The organism is Pseudomonas sp. AF03-9, assembly GCF_020515815.1.
Classification (GTDB): domain Bacteria; phylum Pseudomonadota; class Gammaproteobacteria; order Pseudomonadales; family Pseudomonadaceae; genus Aquipseudomonas.
Genome location: NZ_JAHPJF010000001.1, coordinates 213,240 through 227,961, shown reverse-complemented (window position 1 = coordinate 227,961; position 14,722 = coordinate 213,240). Strand labels below are relative to the sequence as shown.

At 63.2% G+C, this 14,722-nt stretch carries 12 protein-coding genes and 1 pseudogene; 10 read left to right on the top strand and 3 right to left on the bottom strand.

The features are described from left to right. Positions 1-8: 8 nt before the first annotated feature. The 7 genes and pseudogenes from LIY36_RS01015 to LIY36_RS00985 all read left to right on the top strand — a co-directional run. Entirely contained in the window at positions 9-533 is a 525-nt protein-coding gene (locus LIY36_RS01015; protein WP_192301262.1) for a chemotaxis protein CheW, read from the top strand. Continuing rightward, positions 530-2,581 carry a methyl-accepting chemotaxis protein gene (locus LIY36_RS01010; RefSeq protein WP_226454549.1) on the top strand — a complete coding sequence of 684 codons (2,052 nt, stop codon included), beginning with the start codon at positions 530-532 and terminating at the stop codon, positions 2,579-2,581. Before LIY36_RS01015 ends, LIY36_RS01010 begins: the two co-directional genes overlap by 4 nt. A 185-nt stretch (positions 2,582-2,766) precedes the next feature. Then, a complete protein-coding gene (locus tag LIY36_RS01005) occupies positions 2,767-8,586 on the top strand; it encodes a hybrid sensor histidine kinase/response regulator (RefSeq protein ID WP_226454548.1) in 5,820 nt (1,939 codons plus the stop codon). Continuing rightward, complete coding sequence (locus tag LIY36_RS01000; RefSeq protein ID WP_226454547.1) at positions 8,579-9,034, top strand: chemotaxis protein CheW; 456 nt, start codon at positions 8,579-8,581, stop codon at positions 9,032-9,034. Before LIY36_RS01005 ends, LIY36_RS01000 begins: the two co-directional genes overlap by 8 nt. Before the next feature lie 138 nt (positions 9,035-9,172). Beyond that, complete coding sequence (locus LIY36_RS00995) at positions 9,173-9,556, top strand: polymorphic toxin type 44 domain-containing protein (protein ID WP_192299950.1); 384 nt, start codon at positions 9,173-9,175, stop codon at positions 9,554-9,556. After that, on the top strand, positions 9,534-9,953 hold the full coding sequence (locus tag LIY36_RS00990) for a hypothetical protein (protein WP_192299949.1): 420 nt from the start codon (positions 9,534-9,536) through the stop codon (positions 9,951-9,953). Before LIY36_RS00995 ends, LIY36_RS00990 begins: the two co-directional genes overlap by 23 nt. Positions 9,954-10,027: 74 nt before the next feature. Beyond that, a pseudogene (locus LIY36_RS00985) lies at positions 10,028-10,120 on the top strand (chemotaxis protein CheW); the annotation flags it as partial. 144 nt (positions 10,121-10,264) lie between these two features. Here the strand turns inward: LIY36_RS00985 and LIY36_RS00980 are convergent. Both LIY36_RS00980 and LIY36_RS00975 read right to left on the bottom strand, forming a co-directional pair. Continuing rightward, positions 10,265-10,552 carry a HigA family addiction module antitoxin gene (locus tag LIY36_RS00980; RefSeq protein WP_192299948.1) on the bottom strand — a complete coding sequence of 96 codons (288 nt, stop codon included), beginning with the start codon at positions 10,550-10,552 and terminating at the stop codon, positions 10,265-10,267. Positions 10,553-10,566: 14 nt separating this feature from the next. Beyond that, on the bottom strand, positions 10,567-10,845 hold the full coding sequence (locus LIY36_RS00975) for a type II toxin-antitoxin system RelE/ParE family toxin (RefSeq protein WP_192299959.1): 279 nt from the start codon (positions 10,843-10,845) through the stop codon (positions 10,567-10,569). Between the two features lie 508 nt (positions 10,846-11,353). Between LIY36_RS00975 and LIY36_RS00970 the strand changes: the two genes are divergently transcribed. Together LIY36_RS00970 and trhA are read left to right on the top strand one after the other, a co-directional pair. Then, positions 11,354-11,599, top strand: a complete 246-nt coding sequence (locus LIY36_RS00970) for a DUF6124 family protein (protein ID WP_226454546.1) — start codon at positions 11,354-11,356, stop codon at positions 11,597-11,599. A 129-nt stretch (positions 11,600-11,728) separates the two neighbouring features. Continuing rightward, complete coding sequence (gene trhA / locus LIY36_RS00965; RefSeq protein WP_192299945.1) at positions 11,729-12,346, top strand: PAQR family membrane homeostasis protein TrhA; 618 nt, start codon at positions 11,729-11,731, stop codon at positions 12,344-12,346. 141 nt (positions 12,347-12,487) lie between these two features. On the opposite strand, the gene LIY36_RS00960 is transcribed toward trhA, so the two are convergent. Further along, a complete protein-coding gene (locus tag LIY36_RS00960) occupies positions 12,488-13,390 on the bottom strand; it encodes a LysR family transcriptional regulator (RefSeq protein ID WP_226454545.1) in 903 nt (300 codons plus the stop codon). A 99-nt stretch (positions 13,391-13,489) separates the two neighbouring features. On the opposite strand from LIY36_RS00960, the gene LIY36_RS00955 reads away from it, so the two are divergent. Then, a complete protein-coding gene (locus tag LIY36_RS00955) occupies positions 13,490-14,722 on the top strand; it encodes a D-amino acid dehydrogenase (RefSeq protein WP_226454821.1) in 1,233 nt (410 codons plus the stop codon).

The following is a 14,722-nucleotide window of genomic DNA, read 5'->3' as shown; positions in this document are numbered from 1 at the left end:
AGGCGATCATGACCGAGTCGCAAACCGCCTTCGAGCTGTTGCTGGACATCGACCGCCGCTGCCGCCTGCTGGCTGCCGACCTGCCGTCCCAGGAAACCCGGCAGCAGGGTTGGAGCGGCATCGGCTTTCGCGTGGGCGCGCACTGGTTCGTCGCGCCCATGGGCGAAGTCGCCGAAGTCCTGCATGAGCCGCGCTGCACTTTAATGCCCGGGGTCAAGACCTGGGTCAAGGGCGTGGCTAATCTGCGTGGACGCTTGTTGCCGGTGATGGACCTCGGTGGGTTCCTCGGCCAGGCGCTGTCCAAGGCGAGCAAGCAACGGCGCGTACTGGTGGTGGAATACAACGACCTGTTTGTCGGGCTGTTGGTGGACGAGGTGGTGGGCATGCAGCATTTCGCACAAGACGCATTGCGGGTGAACGTCACCCCCGGCGCGCCGTTTATCCAGGGCCAGTTCGACGGCGATCAGCCATGGCAGGTCTTCAGCCCCTTCGCCCTGGCCCAGGCCCCTGGCTTCATGGATGTCGCCGCATGACCACCGCAACCACGCCCAAACCCCAGGCCGCCTCGCACAGCCGCTCACAGATCATCGTGCTGTTTATCGCGCTGATCGTGTTCATCATGCTGCTGTTTGCCAACTTCGCCTACCTCAACACCCAGTCCACCTACGACAAGCAGTACATCGGCCACGCCGGTGAATTGCGCGTGTTGTCCCAGCGCATCGCCAAGAACGCCACCGAAGCCGCCGCCGGTAAAGCCGCCGCGTTCAAGCTGCTCGGCGAGGCGCGCAACGACTTCGCCCAGCGTTGGGGCTACCTGAAAAAAGGCGACCCGCAAACCGGCCTGCCCGCCGCCCCCAGCGCGGTGCGCGCCGAGATGCGTGCGGTGCAGACCGACTGGGAAGCGCTGCTGAAGAACACCGACGCGATCCTCGCCAGCGAACAGACCGTGCTGTCCCTGCACCAGGTGGCCGCGACCCTCGCCGAAACCGTGCCGCAATTGCAGATGGAGTCGGAAAAAGTCGTCGACATCCTGTTGCAACGCGGCGCCCCGGCCAGCCAGGTGGCGCTGGCCCAGCGCCAATCGCTGCTCGCCGAACGCATCCTCGGTGCGGTCAACACCGTGCTCGCCGGCGACGAAACCGCCGTGCAGGCCGCCGATGCGTTTGGCCGTGATGCCAACCGCTTCGGCCAGGTGCTCAACGGCATGCTCCAGGGCAACGCCGGGCTGCGCATCACCCAGGTCGAGGACCGCGACGCCCGTGCGCGGCTGGCGGAGATTGCGGAGCTGTTCGAGTTTGTCTCCGGCTCCGTGGATGAAATCCTCGAAACCTCGCCGCAACTGTTCCAGGTGCGTGCGTCGGCGAGCAACATCTTCAACCTCTCGCAAACCCTGCTCGATGAAGCCTCGCACCTGGCCACCGGGTTTGAAAACCTCGCCAGCGGGCGCACCTTCGATACCATCGGCGGCTACGTGCTGGGCTTGCTGGCGCTGGCTTCGATCATCCTGATCGGCCTGGTGATGGTGCGCGAGACCAATCGCCAACTGCACGAAACCGCCGAGAAGAACGAGCGCAACCAGAACGCGATCATGCGCCTGCTCGATGAAATCGAAGACCTCGCCGACGGCGACCTCACCGTGACCGCCTCGGTGACCGAAGACTTCACCGGCACCATCGCCGACTCGATCAACTATTCGGTCGACCAGTTGCGCGACCTGGTCGCCACCATCAACCTCACCGCCGGCCAGGTCGCGGGCGCAGTGCAGGACACCCAGGCTACCGCCATGCACCTGGCCCAGGCCTCGGAGCATCAGGCCCAGCAGATCGCCGAAGCGTCCACCGCGATCAACCAGATGGCCCAGTCCATCGACCAGGTTTCGGCCAACGCCGCCGAATCTTCGGCGGTGGCGGAGCGCTCGGTGGAAATCGCCAACAAAGGCAACGAGGTGGTGCACAACACCATCCACGGCATGGACAACATCCGCGAGCAGATCCAGGACACCGCCAAGCGCATCAAGCGCCTGGGCGAGTCGTCCCAGGAAATTGGCGACATCGTCAGCCTGATCGACGACATCGCCGACCAGACCAACATCCTCGCGCTCAACGCGGCGATCCAGGCGAGCATGGCCGGGGATGCCGGGCGTGGTTTCGCGGTGGTCGCCGATGAAGTGCAACGCCTGGCCGAACGTTCCTCGGCGGCGACGCGGCAGATCGAAACCCTGGTGCGCGCCATTCAGGCCGACACCAACGAAGCCGTGATCTCCATGGAGCAGACCACCACCGAAGTGGTACGCGGCGCGGGGCTGGCGCAAGACGCCGGGGTGGCGCTGGAAGAGATCGAAGGCGTGTCGAAAACCCTGGCGGCGCTGATCCAGAGCATCTCCAATGCGGCGCAGCAACAGACGTCTTCGGCGGGGCAGATTTCGCTGACCATGAACGTGATCCAGCAGATCACCAGCCAGACGTCTTCGGGCTCGACCGCGACCGCCGAGAGCATCGGCAATTTGGCGAAAATGGCCAGCCAGTTGCGCAGGTCGGTGTCGGGGTTCACCCTCCCGCCCGCCAAGCAGGTGGATGATTGAAATACCATCCCAATGTGGATGCGGGCTTGTGCGGGAGCGGGCTTGCTCGCGAATGCGGTGGGTCAGCCAATACAGATGCCGGCTGACCCACCGCATTCGCGAGCAAGCCCGCTCCCACAGTTGATCTCCTCTGGTCTGGAGAGCGATGCACTACCAGCAACCCACGAATTCTAAGCGGAGCAGTTATGGTTGATCGGCACGACTACGTGGCCCTCGAATGGGTCAAGGGCGACATTGCCGAAACCCTGAAACAGGCCCGTTCGGCGCTGGATGCGTTTGTCGAAACCAACGACAGCGCCGTCATCGACCAGTGCCTGGCCGGTATCCACCAGGTGCATGGCGCGCTGCAAATGGTCGAGTTCTACGGCGCGGCGCTGCTGGCCGAAGAGATCGAGCACCTGGCCTTGGCCTTCCAGGCCGGCCAGGTCAGCCAGCGCGACGAAAGCGTGCGCCTGCTGCAACAAGCCCTCGGCCAACTGCCGCTGTACCTTGACCGCGTGCACAGCGCCCGCCGCGACCTGCCGCTGGTGGTGTTGCCGTTGCTCAACGACCTGCGCAGTGCGCGGGGTGAAAGCCTGCTGTCGGAAACCAGCCTGTTCAGCCCGCAACTGCTCTCGATTGCGCCGCTGCCCGACGACGTGCTGGCCCAACGTGCGCCACCCGACCTGCAAGAACAACTGCGCCAGTGGCACCAACTGCTGCAACAAGCCCTTGCCGGGCTGCTGCGTGAAGACCACGGGCCCAGCAACCTGGAAGACATGGCACGGGTTTTCGCCCGCCTCGAAACGCTGTGCCAGGGCGCGCCGTTGTTGCCGCTGTGGCAAGTCACCTCGGCGCTGGTCGAAGGCATGCTCACCGGCGTGATCGCCAACAGCCCGGCACTGCGCAGCCTGCTCAAGGCCAGTGACAAGCAACTCAAGCGCCTGTTGGCCCAGGGCATCGGCGGGATCAACCAGCCGGCGCCGGATGACCTGCTCAAGAGCCTGCTGTTCTACGTGGCCAAGGTCACCCGGCCGACACCGCGCATGCAAAGCCTGAAGGAACGTTACGGTCTCGACGAAGCCTTGCCCGACAGTGCCGTGGTAGACGCCGAACGCGCACGGCTGGCCGGGCCGGATCGCAACGCCATGGGCTCGGTGCTCGGCGCCTTGTGCGAAGAGCTGGTGCGGGTCAAGGAGCGCCTCGACCTGTTCGTGCGCAGCGACCGCCAGCACACCAGCGACCTCGATGCGCTACTCGCACCACTGCGGCAGATCGCCGATACCCTGGCAGTGCTGGGCTTTGGCCAGCCGCGCAAAGTGATCATCGACCAACTCGCCGTGGTGCTGAGCCTGGCCCAGGGCCAGCGCGAACCCAACGACGCCGTGTTGATGGACGTCGCCGGTGCCTTGCTCTACGTCGAAGCCACGTTGGCGGGAATGGTCGGCACGGTCGAGCCGGAAAGCCGCGAGGAAAGCCGCCTGCCCACCACCGACCTGACCCAGATCCACCAGTTGGTGATCCGCGAGTCCTGCCAGTGCCTGCGCCAGGCCAAGGAACTGGTGATCGATTGCGTCGAAGCCGACTGGGACAGCCAGCGCCTGGAGTCTTTGCCGGAACTGCTCAGCCAGGTGCGCGGCGCGCTGGCGATGATCCCGCTGCCACGGGCGGCGAGCCTGATGCGCGGTTGCACCCATTACGTCGACGAACAGTTGATGGTCAACGAGGTGCCGCCGTCCGAAACCGAGCTGGGGCATTTTGCCGATGTGATCAGCAGCCTGGAGTACTACCTCGAACGCATGCTCCAGGACCCCGACACCGATGGCGAACGGGTCCTGGAAACTGCCACCCAGGGCCTGGCGGCGCTGGGTTACCTGCCGGCGGAGAAACCCTGGCGCCAGGCGCTGGCGGCACCGGACGGCGCGTTGACGGTGGACGCCACGCCGAGCCAGTCGCAGTTCGATGCCCTGGCCAACCCCACGTCGCGGCTCAACCCGCCGGCGCTGCAACGCCCCGGCAGCCTGCTGCCGCCACCGGCCGACGAAGAACCGATCGACGATGAACTGCGCGAAGTGTTCCTCGAAGAAACCGATGAAGTCCTCGACGTGCTACACCGCCACCTGTCCAACGGCGCCGACAAGGCGGCTTTGGGCGAAATGCGCCGCGCCTTCCACACGCTCAAGGGCAGCGGGCGCATGGTGCGTGCGCTGGTATTGGCGGAGCTGGCCTGGGCCGTGGAAAACCTGCTCAACCGTGTGCTGGAACGCAGCGTGGCGCTGGGGCCCGACGTGCAACAGGTGCTGGACGACGCCGTCGCCCTGCTGCCGGAATTGATCGCCGACTTCGCCACTGACGACCAGCACCAACGCGATGAAGTCGACGCCCTGGCCGCCCGCGCCCACGCCCTGGCCAGCGGCGCGCCGGCACCTGCCGCCGAACCCCACGACCCGATGCTGCTGGAGATCTTCCGCAACGAGGTCCAAAGCCACCTGGAAAGCCTCAACCACTTCCTGCACCAGGCCGCCGAGCATGTGCCGCTGCAAGTCAGCGATGAACTGCAACGCGCCCTGCATACCCTCAAGGGCAGCGCCTATATGGCCGGCGTGTTGCCCATCGCCGAACTGGCGCGCCCGCTGGATCACCTGACCCGCGAGTACAAGGCCCATCGCCTGCCGCTGGATCTGGATGAAGTGGAGTTGCTGCTGGAAGCCGAGGGCCTGTTCCAGCGCGGCTTGCGCCACCTGGACCGCGACCCGCTGGCACCGATCAAAGGCGCGCCGGACCTGATCAAGCGCATCCAGGCCCTGCTCGATCATCAGTTGGCCGCGCTGCTCGATGCGCCGAACACCGGCCTGCGCATCAAGCGCGACCCACAATTGATCGCCAACTTCCTGGCCCAGGGCATGGACATCCTGCTCGATGCCGAAACCCTGCTGCGCCGCTGGCAACAGCACCCCGGCGAACGCCAGGAACTCACTGCGCTGCTTGACGAGCTGACCACGCTGGGGGAGGGCGCGCACATCGCCGACCTGCACGCCATTGACGAACTCTGTGAAGCGCTGCTTGATCTGTACGGCGCCGTGGAAGAGAGCAGCCTGGCGGTCAGCGAGCGCTTCTTCCACGAGGCCGAACTGGCCCATGACGCGCTGATCAACATGCTCGACCAACTGGCCGCCGGCCAGGAAATCAGCCCGGTGCCCACCCGCCTGCAAGCCCTGCGCGAACTGCTGGACGAAGCCCTCGACCCGTCCGCCACTGGCCTGGTCAAGAGCGACGGCAGCCACGCGCTGAGCATCGCCGAACTGGGCGCCGCCACGGCGAAACTGGAACACGAGACGGCAGTGGACGACGAGATCGTCGAGATCTTCCTCGAAGAAGCCGTGGACATCCTCGACAGCGCCGGGCAGTCCCTCAAGCGCTGGCTGCTGGAGCCCGAGAGCAGCGCACCGTTGTCGTCACTGCAACGTGACCTGCACACCCTCAAGGGCGGTGCGCGCATGGCCGAAATCGGCCCGGTGGCCGAGCTGGCCCATGAGTTGGAAGGCCTCTACGAAGGCTTGGTAGACCGCCGCTACAGTTACTCCGCCGAGTTGGCCCAGGTGCTGATGGCCAGCCATGAACGGCTGGCCTTGCAACTGGAAGAACTGCAACACCAGCAGCCCCTGAGCGACAGCGCCGAACTGGTGGCCAAGGTGCGTGCCTTGCGCCAAAGCGCGCCGCCGCCCACCGCGCCCCAGGCGCTGGAAAGCCCCGGCGCCGACCCTGAGTTGCTGGATATTTTCCTCGAAGAAGCCGCCGATATTCTCGACAGTTCCGGCAGTGCCTTGCTGCGCTGGCAGGCCGAGCCAGGCAACCGCCAGGAAGTCGAAACCCTGCTGCGCGACCTGCATACCCTCAAGGGCGGCGCGCGCATGGTCGAGATCGGCCCGATTGGCGATTTGGCCCACGAGCTGGAGTTTCTTTACGAAGGCTTGTCGGCCGGTTTGCTCGCGCCGTCGGCGGAACTGTTCGCGCTGCTGCAAGGTTGTCACGACCGTTTGGCGCAGATGATCGATGCGGTCGCGGACGGCTTGCCGGTGGGCTCGGTGGACAAACTCATCGAACGCATCAAAAGCCTGGTGCACCCGAGCAACGAGCCGGTGCTGCCGGTGGCGTTGCCGGCAGGCAAGGCCGAGACGGTGGTTGATCCCGCTGCCGACATGGTGAAGATTTCCGCCGACTTGCTGGATGACCTGGTCAACCTGGCCGGTGAAACCTCGATCTTCCGTGGGCGTATCGAGCAGCAGGTCAATGATGCGCGCATTGCCCTGAGCGAGGTGGAAACCACCATCGAGCGCATGCGCGACCAACTGCGGCGCCTCGACACCGAAACCCAGGGCCGTATCCTCAGCCGCCAGCAGGCCGAGGCCGAGCGCCTGGGTTATGAAGAGTTCGATCCGCTGGAAATGGACCGCCATTCGCAGTTGCAGCAACTGTCCCGCGCCTTGTCTGAATCGGCCTCCGACCTGCTCGACCTCAAGGACACCCTCGAGCGGCGCAACAGTGATGCCCACGATCTGTTGCAGCAACAGGCGCGCATCAACACCGAGTTGCAAGAAGGCCTGATGCGCACGCGCATGGTGCCGTTCGAGCGCATGTTGCCGCGGCTCAAGCGCATCGTGCGCCAGGTGGCGGGCGAGCTGGGCAAGGACGTCGAATTCATCGTCGGCAACGCCGAAGGCGAGATGGATCGCAACGTGCTGGAACGCATGGCGGCGCCGCTGGAACACATGCTGCGCAACGCCGTCGACCACGGCCTGGAGTCCCGTGATGCGCGCCTGCTGGCGGGTAAGCCGGAGAAGGGTCGCATTACCCTGGACCTGACCCACGAAGGCGGTGACATCGTTTTCGACATGCGCGACGACGGCGCCGGTGTGCCGCTCGAAGCGGTGCGGCGCAAGGCGATCAAGCGTGGCCTGCTCGACCCCAACCAGGAGATCAGCGACCGCGACGTGTTGCAGTTCATCCTGCAACCGGGTTTTTCCACGGCGGAAAAGATCACCCAGATTTCCGGGCGCGGCGTGGGCATGGACGTGGTGCATGAAGAAGTGCGCCAGCTCGGTGGCTCGATGTTTATTGAGTCGACGCCGGGTGTCGGCGTGCACTTTCGCATTCGCCTGCCGTTTACCGTGTCGGTCAACCGGGCGCTGATGGTGCAGTGTGCGGACGATCAATACGCGATCCCGCTCAACACCATCGAGGGCCTGGTGCGGGTGCTGCCCCACGAGCTGGCCGGGCACTATCAGCAAGATCCGCCGCGTTATGAATACGCCGGCCAGCGCTACGAACTGTTTTACCTGGGCGACCTGCTGCACACCGTCAGCCGTCCCAAGCTGCTTGGCCAATACCAGCCGGTGCCGGTGCTGTTGGTGCAATGCAATGAACGGCGGGTGGCGGTGCATGTGGATGCCATGGCCGGCACGCGGGAGATTGTGGTCAAGGGCCTGGGCCCGCAGTTTGCCGGGGTACAGGGCTTGTCCGGCGCGACCATCCTCGGCGATGGCCGCGTGGTGCTGATCATCGACTTGCTCGCGCATATCCGTGCCCGCCAACCGGCCTTGCCGGCGCAGGCAGTGGACGCGCCGCTGGTGCTCAACGACCCGCTGAAAAAACGCCCGCTGCTGGTGCTGGTGGTGGACGATTCGGTCACCGTACGCAAAGTCACCAGCCGCCTGCTGGAGCGCAATGGCATGAACGTCCTGACCGCCAAAGACGGCATCGACGCCATCGCCGTGCTTGAAGAACACACCCCGGACCTGATGCTGCTCGACATCGAAATGCCGCGCATGGACGGCTTCGAAGTGGCGATCCAGGTGCGCAACGACCCGCGCCTGATGCGCCTGCCGATCATCATGATCACCTCGCGCACCGGCCAGAAACACCGCGACCGCGCCATGGCCATCGGCGTCAACGACTACCTCGGCAAGCCGTACCAAGAGTCGGTGCTGCTGGAAAGCATCGCCTACTGGAGCAAGTCCCATGCTTGACCACCGCACCAGCCAACTCACCGGCCTGTTGTTGCCCCTGGCCGACCGCCACCTGGTGCTGCCCAACGTCGCCATCGCCGAGCTGATCGACTTCCAGCGCGGCGAACCGGCCAGCGATGCGCCACCGTGGTATCTGCGCCAAGTGACCTGGCGTGATCAACAACTGCCGCTGATCAGCTTTGAAGCCGCGTGCGGCGAAGCGGTCGTGACCGCCGAGCGCTCGCGGATCGTGGTGCTGAACGCCCTGGGTGGGCGGCCGACGTTGAAGTTCATTGCGCTGGTGATCCAGGGGATTCCGCGTTCGTACAAGCTCGATAGCCAGTTGAGTTATGTGGACGTGCCGCTGTGCCCGCTGGAGCTGGCGGCGGTGCAGGTGGGCGAGCATGTGGCGAAGGTGCCGGATTTGCTGGGGTTGGAAGCGTTGTTGGTGGAATCAGGCTTGGCCTGAGCCCCTCCCACGTTTGGTCTTCTGTGTAGGTCCAGTTATCAAACACTGTCTGAAATGTCTGTAAGTTGGTTTGCTGAGTTTTTGCCGATTTTTGAGTGCTAGTTTTCAGCACTCATCTCCATCCGCAAGGACTCGCAAATGGCTGTCCCTCCTACGCCTCCGGGCGTTTCGCTGCAAGACAATATCGCCTTGGCCAATAACCGACGGTTGCATCTGAAACCGGGTTCGGCGTTTACCTATTCGTGGTTTTACTCACAGGTCCGAGGGCGTGGCCCCTGGGATTACAAACAGAAAAGTCGGGAATACGAGGCATTCGGCAACTTCAACTATGGCGTCACCGGAACGGTGCTGGGCATTCCTGAAGGTGTCTTGCTAAGGGCCGCAGGCGCCGCGCAAAAGGCAGCTGGCACCTCCCGAGCGGAATTTGGCGATTGGTGGGGCGATGCGCCATACGGCGATGACCATAGTGATCAGTATTGGATCAAGGAGGGTATCGAATATGCCAGGTCCCAAGGCTACTAATCGGCTGGTACAGGGCCTGCTCAATGGGCTGCTAGTGGTGTGTCTCGGCTACCTGGGGGTTGGCTGGTTGATGAGCCCTGGCACGCCGGAATTGGATCAAGTGGTGTTCAAGTATGCGTTGGATAACGGTAGGTCGATCTATGGGGTTCGGGACGGGCAGGGTGGGGCGACCGTGGGTTTTTCCTACAGGTACTATGTGCATAAGGACTTGGGCAGTGATCAGGAGATATTGGCAGCGCTGGTTTCTGCCCATCCTTTTATGAAAACCAAAGAGCCTGACGTCCAAGTGAACCGGGTGGACGGAGTTATCCACCTGATTGTTCATGGAGAAGTCCACGAGTACCGAAGCTATCCGCTTGAAGGTTTGGGAGCGGTGAAAATAGACATGCAGTTGTAACTGCGGCCAGACCTGCCCGAGCAACAGCCTCAAACAATGCATGAATCTGCCTGCCGAACTCTATTGTGGCGAGGGAGCTGGCGGCGGTGCAGGTGGGGAAGCATGTGGCGAAGGTGCCGGATTTTCTGGGGTTGGAAGCGTTGTTGGTGGAGTCCGGATTGGCCTGATTTCAAGCCCTGTGAAGATAGAATGTGGGAGCTGGCTTGCCTGCGATAGCGGTGTGTCAGATGTTGATGCTGTGACTGACACACTGCAATCGCAGGCAAGCCAGCTCCCACAGTGGATCTTCTGTGCCTTGAGCGCTGTGCCCGTTACTCAATCCGCGCAAACCGCTCAATCACCGGCTGTTCCCGATGCTCGGCCTGCCACAAATCATAGGCACTCTGCATCGACAGCCACAGCTGCCCAGTGCTCACGCCTGCCCGTTCCAGCCGCACCGCCAAATCCGGGCTGACCGGCGCACGCCCGTGCAAAATCCTTGAAAACGTCTCACGAGCAAACCCCAGACGCCGGGCCATTTCGGTGATGGTGATGCCTAGGGCAGGGATCACGTCTTCAAGCAGGATTTCGCCTGGGTGAGGGGGGTTGTGGATGCCCATATAGATACCTCTCCTCAGTGGTAATCAAGATAATCAACCAGTTCGACTTGGTCGTCGAACATCCGAAAAATGATGCGCCAGTTACCACTAATGCTGACGGACCAATAATCGATCAAGTCGCCTTTCAACCGATGGAAGCGCCATCCCGGCAAGTTCAGCGCAACGGGGTGCTCGGCTTTGTCCAGAATGAACAGAACTCGGCGCAAGCGCTTGGCATGATTTGCGTTGATGCCGCTGGTTGAGCCGGTCTGATAAAAGTCTTTGAGGCCTTTATGCCTCCAACTGACGATCATGGCGCGATTGTGATGTGGTACATCACGCTCTGCAATTGCCGCGTATCGGTTTGATCGGTCGGTTTCATGATGGATTTCCATGGCACGATTCGGACCGAAAAGGCTAGAGAGACGGATTCCTAGCAACAACCTGAAAGTCCTGTCGGAGCATTCCCTGCAGTTTGTCAGGGCGGTCAGTGTGAGGAGGGCTCTAGGATTTTTCCTGCAAGATTTTGGGCCAGGCGTGAACTTGTCGCGTGCAGCCAGCGCGCCTAGTCTTCGTCCCGTCATCGCAAAAAACGGTGACACGGACGTGCAAGTCCGACGAAACTGTTTAGGCGTACAGACGCCCAGCCATCCAACGGGCGTTTTTTGTGCTCGCTGCTTTATGGCGGCTGCGCGCAGGAGGTCTTCGGACCTGCTGGGTGTCCTAAACAGGCCCGGTCTTGCACACCTGCGCACGGTCGCCACCCTCATTCGCGTGCAAGCGAACGGTGGCGCTCCTTACTCACTGTTTAGGAGCTTCATCATGATCAAACCCACCCCCAATCCCCCCAGGCACCTCTTCACCGTCAACCCTCACCAAGACACCGAAGCGCTGCTGGTCAACGCCAGCGAAACCTTGTCGTCCCTCAACGCCATGACCTGCAACCTGGCCTTCGACCTGGACACCTCCCAGCGCGCAATCCTGCTCGGGATCCTGCAAATGGCAGAGCTTGGGCAGTTGTTGGTGGACCGGGCACTGGAACAGATTTCCCCTTCCTCTGCGGCTTAACACTTGAGCGTTCCCAAAAAGGGACTCATCGGTCCCTTTTTGGGACTCTTTGGCTAGCCCCTTGCACTCTCCCCCACAACGCTGGACCCTAGCCCCTCATTGCTAACGGGAATCGGAGGTCAGTGGCGCATGTATCACGGTGAACGATTCAACGCCTGGAGCCACCTGCTCGGCGCGGTGGCGGCTTTTGCGGGGGCGGTGTGGATGCTGGTGGTGGCGAGCCTGGATGGCAGCCCCTGGAAGATCGTCAGCGTGGCGATCTATGGCGTCACGCTGCTGGTGTTGTACAGCGCGTCGACCGTGTACCACAGCGTGCGCGGGCGACGTAAGGAGATCATGCAGAAGGTCGATCACTTTTCGATCTACCTGTTGATCGCCGGCAGCTACACGCCGTTTTGCCTGGTGTCGTTAAGGGGCCCGTGGGGCTGGACGCTGTTCGGCATCGTGTGGGGGTTGGCGGTGATCGGCATCCTGCAAGAGATCAAGCCCCGTTCCGAGGCGCGGATCTTGTCGATCGTGATCTATGCGGTGATGGGCTGGATCGTGCTAGTGGCAGTCAAGCCGCTGATCGCTGCGCTGGGCACGGCGGGTTTCACCTGGCTGGCGGCGGGCGGGGTGTTGTACACCGTCGGCATCATCTTCTTTGCCCTGGAGGACCGCCTGCGGCATTCCCATGGGATCTGGCATTTGTTTGTGATTGGCGGGAGTTTGCTGCACTTTGTGGCGATCATGCGCTACGTACTCTGACGGCCGACTCGATCAAAAATGTGGGAGCGGGCTTGCTCGCGAATGCGGTGGGTCAGCTAATAGGCTAATTGACTGATACACCGCTTTCGCGAGCAAGCCCGCTCCCACATTGGTTTTTCATTGGGCTTGAGAATGCTGTTCTTAGAGGCGTTGCAGCAGCTCTTGGGCACGCTGCCCAACAATCCCCAACAACTTGGCCAACATATGCGGCGGCGGCTCATCTGCGCGGGTCAGGGCGTACAAGGTGATCGGCAACGGTGGTGTGAGCGGGCGGATGCAGGTGGTGGCGGTCGAGGCGCCGAGGGCGGTGAAGGGGTCGATGACCGTCAGGCCAGCGCCGGATTCGACCATGGCGCGGGCCAGGGAATAGGTTTGCACCGAGATTGTCACTCGGGGCGCGGGGTCGACGTTTTCCAGGTAGCTGTCGAGTTTGGCGGCCAGCGGATCGGCGCTGGAAAGGCCGATCAACGGCGCACCCGCCAGGTCCGCCAGGGGCAATGGCGTGCTCAGTTCGGCTTCGCTCCAGTAGCCTTTGGACGCCAACGCCACCAGCACACCGTTGGCCAGCACTTGGGTGGTCAACCCCGGGTGCCCGGAGAAGTTGAGGGTCAGCGCCAGATCAATCTCGCGCATCAGCAGTTTCTGCACCAGCTCGCGGCTGTGGTCGCTGGACAGCTCGCAGGCCATGTCCGGGTAATCGCGGGTCCATTCCAGGATCGCCGGCGGCAGCAGCGACAGGGCCAGCGCCGGGATCGCCCCGATGCGCACGCTCTGGCCCGGCGCGCGGCGCAAGCTCTTGGCCAGGCGCCGCACGGCTTGCAGGCTGTCGGTGACTTTATCGACTTCGCGCTCCAGCGCCAGCGCTTCCGGCGTGGGCTGCAACTTGCCGCGCACCCGCAGAAACAACGGGAAACCCAACTGCAACTCGGCGTGCTGCAGCACCTTGGTCACTGCCGGTTGTGACACGTGCAACAACTGCGCGGCAGCGCTGACGGAGCCGGTCTGGCGGATAGCCTGGAAGATTTCGATATGACGCAGGCGCATGGCAAGTCCATAACCTTTGTTTATAGGTGAGCCATCTTTATTCATTGTCGCTGGCCTGTCACCTGCCCCTAGGCTGGAACCCTCTTAATGCAACGGCAGGTGGCGGGGATGGTGTGCATCATCGGCGGTGGGGTGATCGGTCTGGCCAGTGCCTATGCGCTGGTGCGTGCGGGCCATGAAGTGACGGTGATCGATGCGCGCGACACCCTGGGCAGCGAGACCAGCTTCGCCAACGGCGGGCAATTGTCCTACCGCTACGTCGCCCCGCTGGCGGATGCCGGTGTGCCGCTGCAAGCCATCGGTTGGTTGCTGCGTGGTGACTCGCCGCTCAAGCTGCGCCCGCGCCTCGACCCTCGGCAATGGCGCTGGATGGCGGCGTTCCTCGGCGCTTGCCGTGGCTCGGTGAACCAGCGCAATGCCGCGCACCTGCTGCGCCTGGCGGCCTTGAGCCAAGCGACGTTGCAGCAATGGCGCGAGGAGGATCGCCTGGACGGTTTCGACTGGCGGCGCAACGGCAAGCTGGTGACCTTTCGCACTGCGGCAAGCTTTGAATCGGCGCGCAATAAAATCACCGACATCCTGCAACAGCAAGTGCTATCCGCCGCCGATTGTGCACGTTTGGAACCGGCGCTGGAGGGCGGTGGTTTTGTCGGCGGGATCTACACACCGAACGAAGAAGTGGCCGACTGTCATGCCTTCTGCCAGCGTTTGGCGGCGCGGCTGCAAGCTTCGGGGCGTTGCCGCTTTGAGCTGGGGCGCAAGGTCACTGGCATTCGTCATGCCGACGGCGCGGTGCAGGCAATCGAGTTGGGAGATGAGGTGATGCCGGTCGAAAACCTGGTGCTGGCCGCCGGTTATCGCAGCGCTGAACTGGGGGCCTCGCTGGCGCTGTACCCGCTCAAGGGCTACAGCCTCAGCGTGCCGATTGGCGCGCAGCATCGGGCGCCGAACGTGAGCATCACCGACTACGACCGCAAGATCGTCTACGCGCGCATCGGCGAGCAACTGCGGGTGGCGGCGATGGTGGACATCGTCGGTTTCGATGCCAGCCTCGACCCCAAACGCCTGGCGCTGATGAAACGCCAGGCCCTGGAGACTTTTCCCCTGGCTGGCGACTATGCCCATGCGGTGGAATGGGCCGGCATGCGTCCGGCCACCCCGACCGGCGTGCCGCTGATTGGCGCCGGTCAATATCGCAACCTGTGGCTGAACCTGGGCCACGGTGCGCTGGGTTTTACCCTGGCCTGTGGCAGCGGCCAACTGCTTGCCGAGCTCATCGACCAACAGGTCACTTCCATTGATATGCAGGGCCTGGCGCCCCGCGCGGCATAA